This window comes from bacterium (genome assembly GCA_016708025.1).
Lineage (GTDB): Bacteria > Zixibacteria > MSB-5A5 > GN15 > FEB-12 > FEB-12.
Window position 1 is genome coordinate 85,368 of record JADJGQ010000002.1, and the last position, 15,746, is coordinate 101,113.

Here is a 15,746-nt window from a genome sequence, read left to right on the forward strand (position 1 = left end):
TACAGAGTCAATCTAACAACAGACAGGAGCGTCTATGGGGCAGTTTGAACCGCGGCGGCCCGATTTCGAGGCGGCGGTCCGTGACCTGAACAGCCGGATGCCGTTTTCGACATTCCTGGGGATCGAGCTCGACCGGATTGAGCCGGGGCGAGTGCTCGGGCGAATGCCGCGACGTCTTGATCTGATGCAGCAACATGGCGCGTTGCATGCCGGCGCGGTGATTGGATTGGTCGATCAGATGGCCGGGCTGGCGGCGTACAGCCTGATGTCCCCCGGTCAGGAGATCCTCTCGGTCAACTTCTCGGTGCAGTTGCTCAGACCGGCCGATGCCGACCCGATCTTTGCCGAGGGGTGGGTAATCAAGCCGGGGGAGAGGCTCAGTTTTACCGGGGGGAGAGTATACGGGATGCAGGGTGGGGTGGAGCGCGAATTTGCGAACGTCTTGATTACTATGGCGATACGGTAGCGGGGGAGAGGGCCGAGAGACTCGGTTCAGATTCCCTTCTCCCCTGGGGAGAAGGTGGCACGAAGTGCCGGATGAGGGGAAATTGTGCGAAATATTGAGGGCGCAAGGGAGCCAAACTATCCTCATGGCGGGGTGGGAAGTTGGCTTGACAGGGAGGTCAAAACCTATATACTACGGGTCTCCAAAAGCTTCGTTCGATGACCCCATCGTCTAGTGGCCTAGGACACTGCCCTTTCACGGCGGTAACACGGGTTCGACTCCCGTTGGGGTCAAAGATTTCTGCTCTGTCACAGGAGGCTGCCGATGAAATGGATCACCCGCTCACATGTTCATGTCGACCGCGTCGCCTGTCCCTGGCTCATCACCCGATTTATCGACTCTGAAGCAGAGTTCCTGTTCGTCCCCAAAAGCAAAGTACTTGAGCGGGCCGAGTCCGAGGGTGCTATTCCGTTTGACGCGCCGGGCGCTAAACTGCACCATCGCGACGACCTTTGCACGTTCGATGTCATTATCAAGGATTACGAACTAACCGACAAGGCGCTGCTGCGCATGGCCAAGATCATCAATGCGGCGGATACAGATCGACTTGAAGCTGATCCGCTGGCCGCGGGTTTTGAGGCTATCGCGGTCGGGTATAGTGTGCGGTTTCCCGATGACAACGAGAACATCGCGCGGCAGTTTGAAGTATATGATGCGATGTATGCCTGGTGTCGGTTGGAGGTGGCGAAAAAGGGGTGAGGGTTGGCGGGGGAAAGGCTATTGAACAACATCTCTCCCGCTACCTCAAGCGATTGACAAACGGTTGTATCAGGGTAGCTTTGCAGTAATGAACCCACGAAACTCCATTCTTCGGTTTGTACCGATCCTCATGCTGGCGCTGCTTGTATTTGGACGGTTTCTCCCAGCCAGATTCTGGTCGATAAATCACTTAAGCTATCTGCCGAATGAATGGAGCTATTTCGCCATTTCCGTGTTTTTTGCCGCTTGCGTAATACTTTTTCTCCCAACAGATCGTCTAACTAAGGATTTGAATTCCTCGAAAGGAATTCTGCGGGGAAACTGGTGGGGGATACTCTCAATTGTTCTGCTTTTTGGTGGCATGGCGTACCTTTTTCCAGCGCGCACTTTCTTTATGGGCGATGGGTATCAGCTTCTAGCGCACTTTTCGGACAACGCTGCTCCTCCGCTGAAATGGACGGAACCGGGAAGCATACTAATCGTTAGAGCGGTGCAGTCTATCTTGGGTGCCCAGGATTATGACTCCGCACTTCTCACTTTTCGTATACTCTCTTTCCTTTGCGGCATCATATTCATCGCCAATAGCGTTCTGATGGCAAGGGCAATCAGCGCCACAAAGAGCATCCAATGGATGACGGGAATCACGTTGCTTTCGACTGGCGCTGTAGTACTCTTCTTTGGTTATGTCGAATTCTATCCATTGACGTGGGCAGCAGCAAGTACAGTACTTCATCTCTCCATCAGGACACTGAGATTCAAACTGTCTATACTATGGTCCCTCCTCGTTTATGTAATTGCCTTATTCCTTCATTTACAATTGCTGGCTCTGATATTTGGTCAACTATTTTTGCTCGGGTACAGTATTTTTGGAGTAAAGTGGAGTGATCATTTCGAGCGACGCCGGCAAATCTATCTGGCTGTTATCGCGGTTGGTGCAGTTATTGTGTCTGCAGTGCTCCAGCAGCGGTTACAGTTCGCGCTGGTATTCCTTCCCTTCCTCTCCGGGCGGTCAGGCTCTCCGGACTATGCAGTCTTCTCTTCTCAGCACATTCTTGATATAGTCAATTTGGTGGTATTGGTATTCCCTGGAATTCTGGCGCTCTTGGCGTTTCCCCGTCGGAAAGTGATAGACATGTCCGAAAGGGCCACCATGCAGTTTCTCTTGATGACGGCGATAGGTATGTCGCTGTTTCTGCTACTGATTGATCCGACCTTTGGCATCGCGATTGATTGGGATCTGATGTCTATTACGCTTCTGCCACTGGTGATGTTAGTCCTACTTACCAGGGACTTCGGGGCCGTTGAAGACTGGCCAAAGAAAGCCATACTAATCGGACTTACGGCCGCGACTGCGTTGATACTGTTCGCAGCCGTTCTGGCCATCCCCTCGGCCGGTGAGCGTCGATTCACCGCACTACTGGAGTATTACGGAAAGAAGAGCCGGAGCGGCTGGGCGATACTTACTGACTACTATGAGCGTGGTGGTGATTCTGTGAAACAGAAGGCGGCTCATCAAGCTTTCTTCAATGCGTTTCCCGAGGATTTGCAGTTGTGGCAAGCGCGGGGTGCAATCTCCAATGGCAATTACCAATCCGCAGCTCGTTTGGCAGACTCGCTGTTGGCTATCGATCCGTTGCGCGCTGAGTTTCATCAGGTAGCCGCTGAGGCTTATGGTAAGCTTAGAAACCTGGAGCGTTCGTCTGAACATTACGGGAATGCAATCGTTCTACGTCCATATGATGCGAGGCTCAGATCAGACTATGGGCTGATCCTGCTCGATGCAGGCAGATACGATGAGGCCCTCGCTGAACTTGAAAAGGCATGGAAACAAGACAAGTCGCTGTTTGCCGCAGGCGAAGGGATAGCTTTGGCGTACATACGCAAGGGGGATTACGGCTCAGCGGAGAAGACAGCAGAGCAACTGATACACGAGGGAGACATACCGGGCGCTCATCTTATACAGATGGTCATCTGTCTGAATCAAGGTGATGTGGAACAGTCGCGATTTCACTTCAAACAGTACGAGTTGCTGGGAATGGAAAGGTCGGACTACGCGAATATTCTGGAATACTACGGGCAGTACTGGCCGGAGAAATGATGAGCAAGACTTGGTCGTAAGTTTGCAGTCGTCACCCTTCGACTTCGCTCAGGGCGACAAGCCTGCACTGCACCAAGGATATCTCCCTACCCCTCTATCTCCTCCACCACCTTCTTCAGTCTTTTGTCCGGGATGAACCAGAGTATCGCCACCGAGACAAAGAGCGCATCGGAAACCCACTGCTCAAACGGGGCCGCGGCAATCGCCGCCAGATAACATCCGATCGAGATCTTCCCTTTCAGATCAGTCCCGAATGATTCCGCCAGTTTCGAATCTTTCCCGTGCTGGCAAACGATCGACCATTGCAGAATCGTGTAGGCGATCGCCGCAAAGAGCAGAATGACGCCGTAGAAAATTGTTGGCCAGACCGCGCCATGGTTTTCGCCGAGCCATCCGGTGGCAAACGGCACCAGCGACAACCAAAACAGCAGATGCAGATTGCTCCACATCACGCGGGCCGTCACCCGCTTGGTCGCTTTCAAGAGATGGTGGTGGTTGTTCCAGTAGATCCCGATGTAAGTGAAACTGAGGATATAGGTCAAAAAGGTCGGCAGGATCGGACGGAGTGCGGCGAGCGAGTCGCCGTGCGGGACTTTCAGTTCCAGCACCATGATGGTGATGATGATGGCGAGCACGCCATCGGAGAATGCTTCGAGTCTTCCAGCGGTCATCGGTTCCTCATTTGTTGCAGGGACAATGAAAAGCTGGACGGCGGGAAAATCAATCCTTTAAATTGGAGTGACCGGGCCCACGATTAACCTTTGGAGTGCACTGCTATGGCTCGTTCGGATGATCTCTACTCGCTTCCGGAAAACCTGCCGGTGCCGGTCGATGATGGCGCGTGTGACCATCTGGCCGGGATGCCGCTCCCCTCGATCCCTCTGCCGGCAACCGATGGTACATTGGTCGATCTGACAAAACTGAGTGGGCGCAGTGTCGTCTTCATCTACCCACGTACCGGCCTGCCGGATGTTGATTCGCCTCCCGGATGGGACCAGATCGCCGGACTCCGAGGCTGCACACCGCAAGCCTGCCGCTACCGTGACAGCTACGAGCTGTTTCTTGCGCTTGGGGTGAGGCTGTTTGGATTAAGCAGTCAGGAGAGCAGTTATCAGCAGGAGATGGTGTCGCGGCTGCATCTGCCATTTCTCGTGTTGAGTGATGCCGAATTGAAATTCGCTCATGCACTCAATTTGCCAACCGTGACGATCGATGGGTTGACGGTCATCAAACGGATCTCGCTGGTGATTGAAGAGTCGGTAATTCGGAAAGTCTTCTATCCGGTCTTTCCGCCGGACCAAAGCGCAGAGCATGTGTTGGAATGGCTTCGCGCCAACCAGACGAAACAGCGGACTTAATCAGGCAATGCCACTGGATGGCGGCACAAGCGGCGGAGGAGTGACCGGAGGAGGGTCGTTGGGCAGCGGTCGGTCGGTACCATCGAGATTGAGTGGTCGACGGCAATGTTTGATACCCAGGATGATTGCGCCGGCGCCGATCACGCTGACCAGGATATAAATCACCAGCCCGACATACGGCAACGCAAACATCGCATAGACAAGGATCAAGCCAAGGAACAGCGCCGATTTGCTGAGCGGCTGCGAGCCCTGTTTTACGCGCCCGATGATCAGGTAGCCGATCACGAGAGCGGCGACGATCTTGCCGGAGTAGAAGATGATCGCCCCGGTGATCGACAGGAAACTGGTGATCGGGACCATCAGGAGAGAGAAGATCAGGATCAACGCGCCAAACGGTGCGGCATCGGTATTGATCACCACCATTCCGGCGATCATGGTGGCGAGGGCGAAGATCAAGACGATCACGCAGAGCAGCAACATCACGATCCCAAGTAGACCGGCCGCAACGGCGACTGAAAAGCGATTATGAAGTTGCGAGAAGGATTCTTCGGCGTACGGACGGAACAGCCGCACGACGATAATGCCGAAAAGGAATGCGGCAAAGATCGACGAGATCCGCAAGACCAGCGAAGTATAGCGGTCTTCGTCTTCTTCCTTTTTCTCTTCATCTTCGGACGGTAAGAGCCAACTGGTGCCGCCGGAGATAGTCACGCCTTTGGCGGAATCGATCACGGCTTCGTTTTTGGAAGTGTATGTCAGTTTGCCGATGATAACTGCGGGGGGGACGATAGTGATCTCGTCGGCATTCAGGGTAACATCGCCGGCGATCACGCCGGAGATCTCGATACGCCGGGCTTCCGCTTTCAGGTTCCCTTTGATGGCGCCATCGATCATGACATTTGCGCCAAAGATATTGAGGTCCCGTTCGATCACCGCTCCCTGGGCAACACTGACCTCGCTGCCGAACAACAAGGCAGACCGTCCGACATACCCGCTCACTTCGATCTCTTCGGCGAAAATGCGGAGAGTCCCGCCGACCTTTCCGGAGTGATCGATCTTGCGGCCGAAATAATTCGCGGACTGGGTGACCTCACCCTGTTGCGAAGCGATATAAGCAAAGCAGGCGAGATCGCCATTGATCAGTCCCTGCAGTTGGAAGCGATTTGACCAGACATACAGGTCATCATCGATCGTCTCGAGATTGGTGACCATGTAGCTGTTGGTCTTTTTGAAGGTGGAGGCGACCGATAGATCGGCGCAGAGCACTAGCGCGAAAATGGCCGCGCTGAGCAGCCAGAGGACCGTGGTATGGCGATTATGTGTCTTCAGGTTTTTCATATGCTCCGCTAGTGTTCTCTACGACTGGAGCCAACACAAGTTGCCACACCGTTCGGAAAAACGCAAACTAAAAGGTTGTCCGGAACATGCCACGGGATATATTGTTACGCCACCAAACGTATATCAAGAGGGACCATGGACCAACCGCTCGTCATCGGGATTGTCATGCTGATGTCATTTGGCATCGCCGGTCTGCTCTTTGGGCTCATCTGGCGCAACCCTCCTTTCCGCATTCCCGGATGGCTCAGTCTGGTCGCTGCAATAGTGACACTCACCGGAATCTGGCTGGTTGTCGCACAGATTGATCGTCTCGAACAATACGTACATCTGCGCGGTTGGACATCGGTGCCTGGAGTGATTGTCGATTCACGAGTAGTCGGTGAGCGAGCGTACCGTCCGGAGATCCTCTACGAGTATCAAGTCGATACGATTGTTTATCGCGACAGCACCAGTCTTGACCCACCCGGATTTGGCGGACGAAACTCGAAGCGCGACGCCGCCGAAGGGGTGGCCTCGGAGTATCCGGTCGGCAAGCAGGTGTTGATACACTACGACCCGTCAAACCCGGCGGATTCGCGACTGAAGATCACTCCCCCCTGGTCGGTCTATGGGAAGACCGGATTCGGCGGATTCCTCTTTGGGGCTGGGCTTTTTCTACTGGCGTTGTTTATCGCCCAGCGGCGGCGTAGCCGAGCGACCCGCTAATTGGCCGACCGCGTCATTTCCGGCTCAAGAAATCCAGACTCGTCCCGTTTTCCCCGCTTTGCCTCTAATATCCCTTTCACCACCAGATAAACGGCCAGCAGGATCAGCGAAAGCGAGGCAATACCGTTGATGATCATGACCGAGGTTATCTGCTCCGAACTGAAATTGTTCCAGGTCAGTTTTCCCAGCGCCCAGAGGGTGATGGTCAGCACAAAAAGCATTGGGAGCAAGGTGAAGGCGATCCGTCGACGCGCCTTGTACAGCCAGATAGAAATCGCCAGCAGGGTCAGGGCGGCGAGCAATTGATTTGAGGCGCCGAAAAGCGTCCAGAAGCCGCGCCAGCCGGCATCAAGCGAACTGGCCACAAAATAGACGGGGACTGCTACGGTGATAAGGGTGGCACTTATCGCACCCAGTTTCCCCGGCCAGTGGAAGATCTCCTGAATGATGTATCGTCCCAGCCGGGTGCAGACATCAAGCGTATCAAAGACAAACGTCGAAAAGGCCATTGCGCCAAAGGTAATAGCGAACGGCAGATTCTCTTCGCCGATGATCAGGGTGAGGAATTTCCCTATGCCATTGCCGTAGATCGTAGCGGGGCTGAGCCCGGTGATATCGCCGGATGCAACGATCATGATCGTGACGAGCGAAATGAAAGCAACAAATCCTTCTGCCAGCATGGCGCCATAGCCAACCGGTTTGATATGCGACTCTTTGTCGATCTGCTTGCAGGTGGTACCGGAACAGACCAGACCATGGAAACCGGAGCAGGCGCCGCACGCGATCGTGACGAAAAGAAACGGGAAGAGCGTGCCGGTGGCGCCGCCGATATCAAATGACCTGAATGCAGACTGCTTGATCTCATAGCCGCCGAAGAATATCCCGATCACTCCAAGTCCCAGCGCCAGGAAAAGAATAAACCCGCCCAGATAGCCACGCGGCTGAAGGAGCGCCCAGACCGGGACAACCGAGGCAACCGCGCAATAGGCGAGAATCAACAGCCCCCAGGTTTGAAGGTCGAATGTCAGGAGGGTTGAAAGCGAGGTTCCCAGCCAGACCACACCCAATGTTGCCGGGACAAAAATCATGGTCAGCAACCAGAGTGGCGGCTTCAAAAATCTCTGAACCAGCCCCATCACCATCGAAAGCAGCAGATACATAATGCTGGCCGAGGCGACCGCGCCTCCGGGGTTGAAATCAACTGCGACTCCCTGCAGTTCATCCGGAGCAGTGACAAAACTTGCCGAGGTCATGGCGGTGAAAGCGACTGTGACATAGATCAGGGTGATCCAGATGAAGATCATGATTGCGATACCGGCGCGCGGCCCCATCAGATTGCGTGTGATATCAGCGATCGAGGTTCCCCCGTGACGGACTGATGCGGCCAGCGACGAGAAGTCATGCACCGCGCCGATCAGAACAACTCCGAGTCCGATCCAGAGCAAACAGGGGAGCCAGCCGAACGACTGGCAGGCGAGAATCGGGCCGGCAATTGGCCCCGCGGCGGCAATCGCCGAAAAGTGCTGTGGGAAGAGATAGACCATGCGGGTCGGGACATAATCGACTCCGTCGTTGCGCTTGTGAGCCGGGGTGACTCGCCGGTCATCCAGACAGACCTGCCGGGCGACCCATCCGCCGTAAAGGCGGTAGGCGACCATCAGAAGCGCCAGAAAGGCAATCGCAAGGAGCGCGAGGGACATATCAACTCCGCGTAACGGGCCACGGTCCTTTTGCCTAACAATAAACAGCACAGTGGATTGAGGCAAGCGAGGTTTTGCCGATACTACTCTTGTGATGCTATTTCACCAAGTCGCGTAAACCAGCCCCGGTTCGCGCCGATATTGTTACGGTAGCGCAGGATACAGGCGAATGAAGCTATTTCTAGACCGGAATAAGACCCTCCTTCCCCGACTGGACATATTCTATCTGGCGACCCGTGTGGTCACGCTGGCTGGACTGGTCTGGTGTTTGGTGTTTATGCGCGGGGAGACACCGGACTGGGTCGCAGTCGGCTTACCGCTCGTTTACCTGATTCATCTGGGTATTTTCGCCGCCGCAGTCAGAGGGAAATTCGACCTCAAACTGGCGCACCTCTCCTGCATCCTGTTCGATCTCTTTTTTATCCCGCTCTATATCCAGATGACCGGCGGATATGATTCGTCGTTCTACCTGCTGTATTACCTGACGATTTCGGTTGCGGCTTACCTGCTGACATTCTGGGTTTCGATCGCCGCCACGCTGGTAGCCACGGTCACCTATCTGGCGATCGTCTGGCCGCGCAATTCATTCCATGACCTCAATGATCTCACCCTCCGGGTCGGCATGCTCTGGGCGCTCTTTCTCGGGATCTCCTATGTCGCCGAGTTCCTGCGCCGCTCCGAAGGACGGCTGATGAAGCTGTTCGACACGTTGAATATGCGCACCGCTGAATTAGAACGATCCCAGGCGCAACTGGAGATGATCTACGAAAACACCCGTATCCTCGCGGCCATCCTCGATACTGATGGAGTGGTCAAAGAGGTGATGCGGATCATGACTAACACCCTGCGGTTCTCCACCTGCGCCGTGGTTTTCCGAGATCGGCGGGGCCAATTCTATTACCGGGCACGTTCGACGGATGGCCAGCAGAGCTTCAACATGAAAGCGATGGAGGTGGCTGATGATGACCTGATCCGTCGCGTGGCTGATGTTCACGAGCCTATCAGGATCAAGGATGTCCGGGAACGGAAAGACTACACGCCACTCAGCCAGATGACCCGTGCGGTGATGATCGTCCCGTTGACCACCCACGGCCAGACCAACGGGTTGCTGCTTGCGGAAGTGTCGGAGCATAAACTACTCACGGATCGCGAAGAGCAGTTCCTCTCGATCCTGGCCCGGTCGACCGCATTGGCGCTCGAAAACTCGGAACTGCACAAACGGACGGAAGAGCTGACGATCATCGATGAACTGACTGAAACGTACAACTATCGATACTTCATACAGAAGCTCCAGGAAGAAAAGAAACGTGCCCAGCGTTATGACCTGCCGGTGTCGTTGATTATGGTTGATATTGACTGGTTCAAGAAGTTAAATGACACCTACGGCCATGAGATCGGGAATCTCGTGTTGAAAGAACTGTCGCGCATCATCAAACGATGTATTCGCGACGTTGACATCTTCGCCCGCTACGGCGGCGAAGAGTTTGTCGTCATCCTGCCGCAGACGGCCGCCGCCGAAGCCTCGCTGATCGGCGAGCGGATCCGCGAGCAGGTGGAACGGACGATCATTGACACCGGCACGCCCGGCAAGGTGAAGATCACGGTTTCGGTAGGCGTGAGTTCGTTCCCGGAAAATGGCCGCTCACAGGAAGAGCTGGTCTCAATCGCCGACCAGGCGCTCTATCGTGCGAAGGGCTCTGGTAAAAACTCGGTCTGCACACTGTGAGGTCAGGATAATGCAAGCGGAAGTGAACACGACCGGTAAGATCAGACGGACAAAAGCGATGTACCAGCAACTCGGACAGCTATTCATCATTGGCTACCCCGGCGAGGTGCCGTCCAAGTCATTTCTCCATTTCATCGCCGAGGAACAGATCGGCGGGGTGATCCTGTTTGCCGACAACTGCGCCACACATCAGGTTGCGCGCCAGAATATCGAGACTATCCGCTCGGCCTATCGAACCGAATCTCCCTTTATTGCGATCGACCAGGAGGGGGGACGGGTCTGTCGCCTGAAAGGCGCTCCGGTAGAGTATCGATCGGCCGCGTCGTACGGTAAGGATGGCAATCTGGAGCATTTTGCGGAGGAATACTCCCGCGCCGCCGTGTACATGCAAGAGCTGGGGATCAATATGAATCTCGCTCCAGTGGCGGATATCGCGATCGATCCGGAAAATAGCTGTATCAAGGACCGCGCTTTCGGCAGTCAGCCGGAACTCGTAGCGCGCTTTGTCGCTCAATCGGTGGCGACCAGCAAAGCGCATGGTTTGATCTCCTGTCTCAAACATTTCCCCGGATTTGGCGCTGCCAAAAATGACCCACACCTGAAAACTTCGATCGCCGATTACGAACTGGTTCTTTGGCAACAGCGTGAGCGGGTACCATTCCTGGTCGGCCTGGAAGCGGGCGCCGATATGATCATGACCACGCACCTTCGGCTCCCCAAACTGGATGACAAGATGGTCACCTGTTCGCCGCGTATCATTCAGGAACTGATCCGGGGATCGTTGGAGTTTGATGGTCCCGTCATTACCGACGACCTCTGCATGGGTGGCGCGGTTGAGATCGGTGATCCGGGTGAGCGGGCAGTCGCCGCCTTTAATGCCGGACATGATATCCTGCTGTTTGGACAGCAGTCGGAAGTAGCGATGCAGGCATTCGACTATTTTGTTGATGCATGCAAGCGCGGCGAAATCAGCGCCGAACGGATCCGCACCTCGCTGGCGCGCGTTTCCGGCCTCAAGTTCAAGCTGGGGCGTTCCGCCATAAGCTGATGCGACCAGACTCCTTGCGCAATACGCACAGCCTGACGATTCTCGGACTCAACTCCGGGACCTCCGCCGATGGTCTGGATCTGGCTGTGGTGCGTGTGCCGAAGTCCCCCACGAAAACTATCACCCTGATACATGCCGATTCAAAAAAATACCCGAGCAGGATCAGAGATATCATTCTGTCTATGGCCGACAGCCGGGCGACATCGCTCGATGAAGTTATCAGAGTAGACTCGATGCTGGGGAAGTTCTACGGCACGGCTGCCGCTAACTGCCTGAAGCATTTGCGCTCGCGCCATATTCAGATTGACGCGATCGCTTCTCACGGACAGACTGTTCGTCACCTCCCCAAAAAGCAGAAGCTGGCTGGAATCTCGACACATGGCACATTGCAGCTTGGATCGATTGCCGCAATTGCCGCGGCGACCGGAAAAGTGACGGTTGGCGATTTTCGTCAGGCCGATGTCGCACTCGGCAACGAAGGGGCGCCAATCACGGTTGCGGCCGTGGTCCGGTTGTTCCAGCATCCCAAGAAGTCACGACTGGTGGTCAATGTCGGCGGCATGGCGAACTTCTTCTACATACCGGCCGGTGGAAAGGTCACCGCGATAAAGGCGGCTGATTGCGGACCGGGGAATGTGCTTTCGGATCTGCTGTGTGAGCGGCTTTTTCATGAACGTTTTGACCGCAACGGCAGGCATGCCCGCAAAGGGGAGATCTCGCAACGACTGCTGTCGCACCTGACCCGCCTCCGCTTTTTTGACGATGCAACCATCTCGACTGGACGCGAGCAGTTTGGGGCGGAGCTTGCCGCCAGGATGATAGCGGATGGGAAACGGCTTCGGTTGTCACCCGACGATCTGGTGGCCACGGCAATCGAGCTAACTGCTTACGGCATCTGCCGCAAGGTTGCACCGCTGATTCAGCGTGACCGGACTATCCGGAGTTTATATTTGACCGGGGGAGGCGCATTCAACAGCTTTCTGCGTGAGCGGATATCCGCGGGATTGGACGGTCTTGAGGTCGCTTCGGTTGAAGCGATCGGCATGGATCCCGCAATGACCGAGGCAGCCAGCTACGCCGTGATGGGAGCGGCCTGCCTTTGGTCGCAACCGCTGCCGACTCGTTTCGGCGCGGATCGTCAGTCGCGACTCCCGATCCTGGGTACTATCGCCCAGCCACCGGTGTAAAAGAGTACGAGCACTAAACAAAGCAGGACTATTGTGAACAGAGTTCTTGGATATAGCGTACGCGCCACTTTCGGCCTGATCCTGATCATCGTTTTCTGGAGTTGTGCCGGGATCCCCGGAGTGAAGGATGAATCGGTGACCCCGATCATCCGCGTCCCGTTTGTCCGTGTCCTGCTGGTCGAAAATGAACCCTCGGTATTGATCGAATCCGATGGCGCCTTTGCCATCGAATGCCTCCAGGGAGGAAGCCAGGCGGTCTTTTATTCCGGTCAGGATGTGACGGTCAAGATGGTTGGCCCGCGCCTTCGCGTGGAAAACAATCGCGGCGATCTGATCCAGGAAGATCTCGATGAAGTCAATTTCATTCCGCGCGGCACTAGTTCGCATGTGCGCTTCAACAAGAAAACCTATCGCGGCATCCTCAAAGCGGTTCCATACGGAAGCAATGTCCGAATCGTCAATGTGCTGTATATGGAAGATTACCTGCGCGGCGTGGTACCGCCGGAGATCGGCGACCGGAACGAAACTGAGATCGAGGCGATCAAAGCACAGGCAGTGGCCGCCAGAACCTATGCCATCAAACATCTACAGCAATATGGCCAGGAGCCGTACGACATGAAGCCAACCGTGGTCGACCAGTTGTACGAAGGAATGAATGTTGAGAATCAATTGGTCAATAGCGCGATCGACCAGACCACCGGCGATATCATCATGTTCGAGGATGCGTTCATTAACGCTTACTACCACTCAACGTGCGGCGGGATGACCGATGATATCTCGCATGTTTGGGAGAAGCCGGCCGCTCCGTATCTCAAACCGGTGCCGGACTCTGCATCCTGCTCATGGTCGAAATACTATACTTGGCGTGAGGAGTTCACCGAACCGCAGTTACGGGGACGGCTCGAGCAGTATCTCTCCGGTGACCGTGGCCGCCAGATCAAGCTGGCGCCGATCACCGATCTGAAAGTGGAAGAGCGGACCGCTGGCGGGCGGGTCGCCAAGCTGTTAATCCGGACGGAGACCGACAATCACCGCTTTTTCAAGGATCGCATTCGCTGGGCGATCGGTCGCAACTCCAACCCGGACCTGATCCTGCAGTCGGACCGCTTTGATGTCGAACTGATCCGGGATAGTCAGGACAAAATCGCCAGGATCGCCTTTGTCGGCGGCGGCTATGGGCATGGCGTCGGCATGTGCCAGTGCGGAGCGATCGGCAAGTCGCGGGTCGGCTGGACCTTTGACAACATCCTCAAGCACTACTATACCGGTGTCGAAGTCAAAAAGCTTTATTAGGTTACAGTTTTAATTGCATCGGCAGGCAGACTGCCTGAGATTGTAGCTATGCGCCGGTTTCTCACCATAATCGTGATTCTCTTCATCGCCACTTCGGCATACGCCGATGATTACCGCTATTGGTTTGGCGGCGGTGCCGGTTTGACCCAGCCTGCCGGTGGCAAGGACTTCTCATTCAAAATGGGTATGGCCTACGGCGCGGTAGTGGGACACCGGATCAATGACCGCTGGTTGGTCGAACTGAACGGCTCCCTTATCAACTCCAAAGAAGAAGATGTCATTTCGAGTCCGGCCGATACTCTCCTGCCGATGGGAGGACTTCGCGGCGAACTGAAAGGGATCCGCGTCGGCGCTCTGGTCAGCCACACCTTCAGACCCGCCTGGTCCCGCTTCAATTTTGCGATAGGATTTGGTGGCGGACTGCTCGACTGGAAAGTGGTGGATGAATTCAACGACACCACCCTGCGCGTGGAAGGGAATCGCGGGCAGGAGATAGAGTACTCCGCGTCCGAACTGTTTGCCACCGCCGGCCTAAAGTTAATGCTGTTTCCCTCCAAAACCGTCTCGTTCCAGTTCACCGGCACAGCCGACTACCTGACTGGAGCAGGTGCGGAGTTTGCCGCACCGGTCAATGATGCGCGCGATCGATGGCTTCTCTCCGGCATGTTGACATTCAATCTCCACTTTGGCGGCGGTCGACCGAAAGAAGACTGGGCCTCAGATTCTTCCTGGCAACAGCCGGATGGACCATCCCGCCCCGGAAAGCTCGCATCGGTGGACAGCGATGGTGATGGCATCTCCGAAGATCAGGACAAATGCCTTGGTACGCCCCGCGGAGTCGAAGTAGATCGCTCCGGATGTCCGCGAGACAGCGATGGTGACGGCGTGGCCGATGGTCTGGATGATTGTCCTGCAACCGAACCAGCCGCCCGTGGAAAGATCGATATCTTTGGTTGCCCGGTTGATTCGGATTTTGACGGTATCCCCGACTACAAAGATAACTGCCCGACCAATCCGGTCGGTGCACAGGTTGACGTGGCCGGTTGCCCGCTCGATGCCGACAAAGATGGTGTGCCGGATGGGCTGGATGATTGCCCGACCACTCTGATCGGGATCCCTGTCGACAAATATGGCTGTATGGATCTTTCGATCTTCAGCAAACCGATGATTCTTCACCCTGACTATGAACCGGGTGGGTTTGAGATCGATAGCCGGACCAAGTCGAAGATCGAAGCATTGGCCCGCGCGCTGGCGCTGGTGCCGGACATCCGACTGGAGATAGTTGGCTACACTGACGATATTGGGGTGGACGGGGCCAACCAGAAACTCTCCGAAAAACGGGCCAACCGGATCAGGGATTACCTGGTAGTGTATGGTGTGCTCGGTGACCGGATCAGTACGGTCGGACGGGGTGAGAGCAACTTTGTGGCATCCAATCAGACGGCGGAAGGGCGCGCGAAAAACCGTCGGATCGAGATCATTTTTCACAAGTAAGCGCTGAGAGGGATATAAACGATATGCCGTTTGGCTATTCTGCAGGCGACCTGAATGCGACCGGGGGAAACAACTTTGCGGTGGTCATTTTTCTGCCCGATCATCTTTGCCGGATGATCGAACCGATCCGCGAAAAGTACGACCCCGACTACTCGCTCGTCGAGTCGCATATATCCCTCGTTTTCCCCTTCCAGTGTTCGCAACCATTTGATGAGATCACCAGGACAATCCGCCGGACAGTCGAGTCGATCCCGCCGATCAAGATAGAGCTGTCATCGATCGGAGATTTTTATCCCGGTTTCCCGCTCATTTATTGGGAAGTAAAACGTTGTGCGCCGATCGACGAGATCTACAAAACACTCTATGCACGCTTGGATCTCGCGCTCCCGCACAAAAACTATATCCCCCATGTGACTGTGGCAAAAGAGATCTCCGACCATCGCGTGGTGCTGGTGAAGGAGAAGATCGTCCCCTATCTGGGAGAAGAAAGTTTTGAGGCGGATTCTATCGACCTGATCGCGCCGACCGCCAATAAGCAGTGGGTCTCAGTCCGTTCGTTTCAACTGACGGGGGTTTAGGCAGGCGCTCAGTCCCT

At 55.4% G+C, this 15,746-nt stretch carries 14 protein-coding genes and 1 tRNA gene; 12 read left to right on the forward strand and 3 right to left on the reverse strand.

Annotated features, from left to right (window positions below):
* Positions 1 to 34 precede the first annotated feature (34 nt).
* The 4 genes from IPH75_06730 (at position 35) to IPH75_06745 (ending at position 3,302) form a co-directional block, all read left to right on the forward strand.
* On the forward strand, positions 35 to 466 hold the full coding sequence (locus IPH75_06730; protein MBK7141756.1) for a PaaI family thioesterase: 432 nt from the start codon (positions 35 to 37) through the stop codon (positions 464 to 466).
* A 199-nt stretch (positions 467 to 665) separates the two neighbouring features.
* A tRNA-Glu gene (locus IPH75_06735) sits at positions 666 to 738 on the forward strand.
* Between the two features lie 31 nt (positions 739 to 769).
* On the forward strand, positions 770 to 1,204 hold the full coding sequence (locus tag IPH75_06740; protein MBK7141757.1) for a chromate resistance protein: 435 nt from the start codon (positions 770 to 772) through the stop codon (positions 1,202 to 1,204).
* An 88-nt stretch (positions 1,205 to 1,292) separates the two neighbouring features.
* Positions 1,293 to 3,302: a hypothetical protein gene (locus tag IPH75_06745; GenBank protein MBK7141758.1), complete on the forward strand. Its 2,010-nt coding sequence runs from the start codon at positions 1,293 to 1,295 to the stop codon at positions 3,300 to 3,302.
* A gap of 86 nt (positions 3,303 to 3,388) precedes the next feature.
* Here the strand turns inward: IPH75_06745 and IPH75_06750 are convergent, their stop codons facing one another.
* Positions 3,389 to 3,973, reverse strand: a complete 585-nt coding sequence (locus IPH75_06750) for a DUF1211 domain-containing protein (protein ID MBK7141759.1) — start codon at positions 3,971 to 3,973, stop codon at positions 3,389 to 3,391.
* 105 nt (positions 3,974 to 4,078) lie between these two features.
* Here IPH75_06750 and IPH75_06755 point away from each other — a divergent pair, with 105 nt between their 5' ends.
* Positions 4,079 to 4,660, forward strand: coding sequence for a peroxiredoxin (locus tag IPH75_06755; protein MBK7141760.1), 582 nt, complete (start codon positions 4,079 to 4,081; stop codon positions 4,658 to 4,660).
* On the opposite strand, the gene IPH75_06760 is transcribed toward IPH75_06755, so the two are convergent.
* Complete coding sequence (locus tag IPH75_06760; GenBank protein MBK7141761.1) at positions 4,661 to 5,998, reverse strand: hypothetical protein; 1,338 nt, start codon at positions 5,996 to 5,998, stop codon at positions 4,661 to 4,663.
* A 135-nt stretch (positions 5,999 to 6,133) separates the two neighbouring features.
* Here IPH75_06760 and IPH75_06765 point away from each other — a divergent pair, with 135 nt between their 5' ends.
* Positions 6,134 to 6,703 carry a DUF3592 domain-containing protein gene (locus IPH75_06765; protein MBK7141762.1) on the forward strand — a complete coding sequence of 190 codons (570 nt, stop codon included), beginning with the start codon at positions 6,134 to 6,136 and terminating at the stop codon, positions 6,701 to 6,703.
* On the opposite strand, the gene IPH75_06770 is transcribed toward IPH75_06765, so the two are convergent.
* Positions 6,700 to 8,403 carry a carbon starvation protein A gene (locus tag IPH75_06770; GenBank protein MBK7141763.1) on the reverse strand — a complete coding sequence of 568 codons (1,704 nt, stop codon included), beginning with the start codon at positions 8,401 to 8,403 and terminating at the stop codon, positions 6,700 to 6,702. The two genes, IPH75_06765 and IPH75_06770, sit on opposite strands and share 4 nt — an antisense overlap.
* 169 nt (positions 8,404 to 8,572) lie before the next feature.
* On the opposite strand from IPH75_06770, the gene IPH75_06775 reads away from it, so the two are divergent.
* Genes IPH75_06775 through IPH75_06800 form a run of 6 tightly spaced genes read left to right on the forward strand, consistent with a single transcriptional unit; the run spans position 8,573 to position 15,729 of the window.
* Positions 8,573 to 10,129, forward strand: coding sequence for a diguanylate cyclase (locus tag IPH75_06775; GenBank protein ID MBK7141764.1), 1,557 nt, complete (start codon positions 8,573 to 8,575; stop codon positions 10,127 to 10,129).
* 10 nt (positions 10,130 to 10,139) lie between these two features.
* The gene (locus IPH75_06780) at positions 10,140 to 11,177 is read left to right on the forward strand and encodes a glycoside hydrolase family 3 protein (GenBank protein MBK7141765.1); all 1,038 of its coding nucleotides are present in this window, start codon (positions 10,140 to 10,142) and stop codon (positions 11,175 to 11,177) included.
* Positions 11,177 to 12,364 carry an anhydro-N-acetylmuramic acid kinase gene (locus IPH75_06785; GenBank protein MBK7141766.1) on the forward strand — a complete coding sequence of 396 codons (1,188 nt, stop codon included), beginning with the start codon at positions 11,177 to 11,179 and terminating at the stop codon, positions 12,362 to 12,364. Before IPH75_06780 ends, IPH75_06785 begins: the two co-directional genes overlap by 1 nt.
* Before the next feature lie 33 nt (positions 12,365 to 12,397).
* Complete coding sequence (locus IPH75_06790; protein MBK7141767.1) at positions 12,398 to 13,657, forward strand: SpoIID/LytB domain-containing protein; 1,260 nt, start codon at positions 12,398 to 12,400, stop codon at positions 13,655 to 13,657.
* Between the two features lie 48 nt (positions 13,658 to 13,705).
* Positions 13,706 to 15,151, forward strand: coding sequence for an OmpA family protein (locus IPH75_06795; GenBank protein ID MBK7141768.1), 1,446 nt, complete (start codon positions 13,706 to 13,708; stop codon positions 15,149 to 15,151).
* A gap of 23 nt (positions 15,152 to 15,174) precedes the next feature.
* The gene (locus IPH75_06800) at positions 15,175 to 15,729 is read left to right on the forward strand and encodes a 2'-5' RNA ligase family protein (protein MBK7141769.1); all 555 of its coding nucleotides are present in this window, start codon (positions 15,175 to 15,177) and stop codon (positions 15,727 to 15,729) included.
* The last annotated feature ends 17 nt before the right edge of the window (positions 15,730 to 15,746 follow it).

What these genes read in the sequence shown, in the direction of transcription:
- IPH75_06755 (MBK7141760.1), top strand. Translation starts at nt 4,079, where the DNA reads ATGGCTCGTTCGGATGATCTCTACTCGCTTCCGGAAAACCTGCCGGTG.
- IPH75_06760 (MBK7141761.1), bottom strand. Translation starts at nt 5,998, where the DNA reads ATGAAAAACCTGAAGACACATAATCGCCATACCACGGTCCTCTGGCTG.
- IPH75_06730 (MBK7141756.1), top strand. Translation starts at nt 35, where the DNA reads ATGGGGCAGTTTGAACCGCGGCGGCCCGATTTCGAGGCGGCGGTCCGT.
- IPH75_06795 (MBK7141768.1), top strand. Translation starts at nt 13,706, where the DNA reads ATGCGCCGGTTTCTCACCATAATCGTGATTCTCTTCATCGCCACTTCG.
- IPH75_06800 (MBK7141769.1), top strand. Translation starts at nt 15,175, where the DNA reads ATGCCGTTTGGCTATTCTGCAGGCGACCTGAATGCGACCGGGGGAAAC.
- IPH75_06770 (MBK7141763.1), bottom strand. Translation starts at nt 8,403, where the DNA reads ATGTCCCTCGCGCTCCTTGCGATTGCCTTTCTGGCGCTTCTGATGGTC.
- IPH75_06740 (MBK7141757.1), top strand. Translation starts at nt 770, where the DNA reads ATGAAATGGATCACCCGCTCACATGTTCATGTCGACCGCGTCGCCTGT.
- IPH75_06765 (MBK7141762.1), top strand. Translation starts at nt 6,134, where the DNA reads ATGGACCAACCGCTCGTCATCGGGATTGTCATGCTGATGTCATTTGGC.
- IPH75_06785 (MBK7141766.1), top strand. Translation starts at nt 11,177, where the DNA reads ATGCGACCAGACTCCTTGCGCAATACGCACAGCCTGACGATTCTCGGA.
- IPH75_06780 (MBK7141765.1), top strand. Translation starts at nt 10,140, where the DNA reads ATGCAAGCGGAAGTGAACACGACCGGTAAGATCAGACGGACAAAAGCG.
- IPH75_06745 (MBK7141758.1), top strand. Translation starts at nt 1,293, where the DNA reads ATGAACCCACGAAACTCCATTCTTCGGTTTGTACCGATCCTCATGCTG.
- IPH75_06750 (MBK7141759.1), bottom strand. Translation starts at nt 3,973, where the DNA reads ATGACCGCTGGAAGACTCGAAGCATTCTCCGATGGCGTGCTCGCCATC.
- IPH75_06775 (MBK7141764.1), top strand. Translation starts at nt 8,573, where the DNA reads ATGAAGCTATTTCTAGACCGGAATAAGACCCTCCTTCCCCGACTGGAC.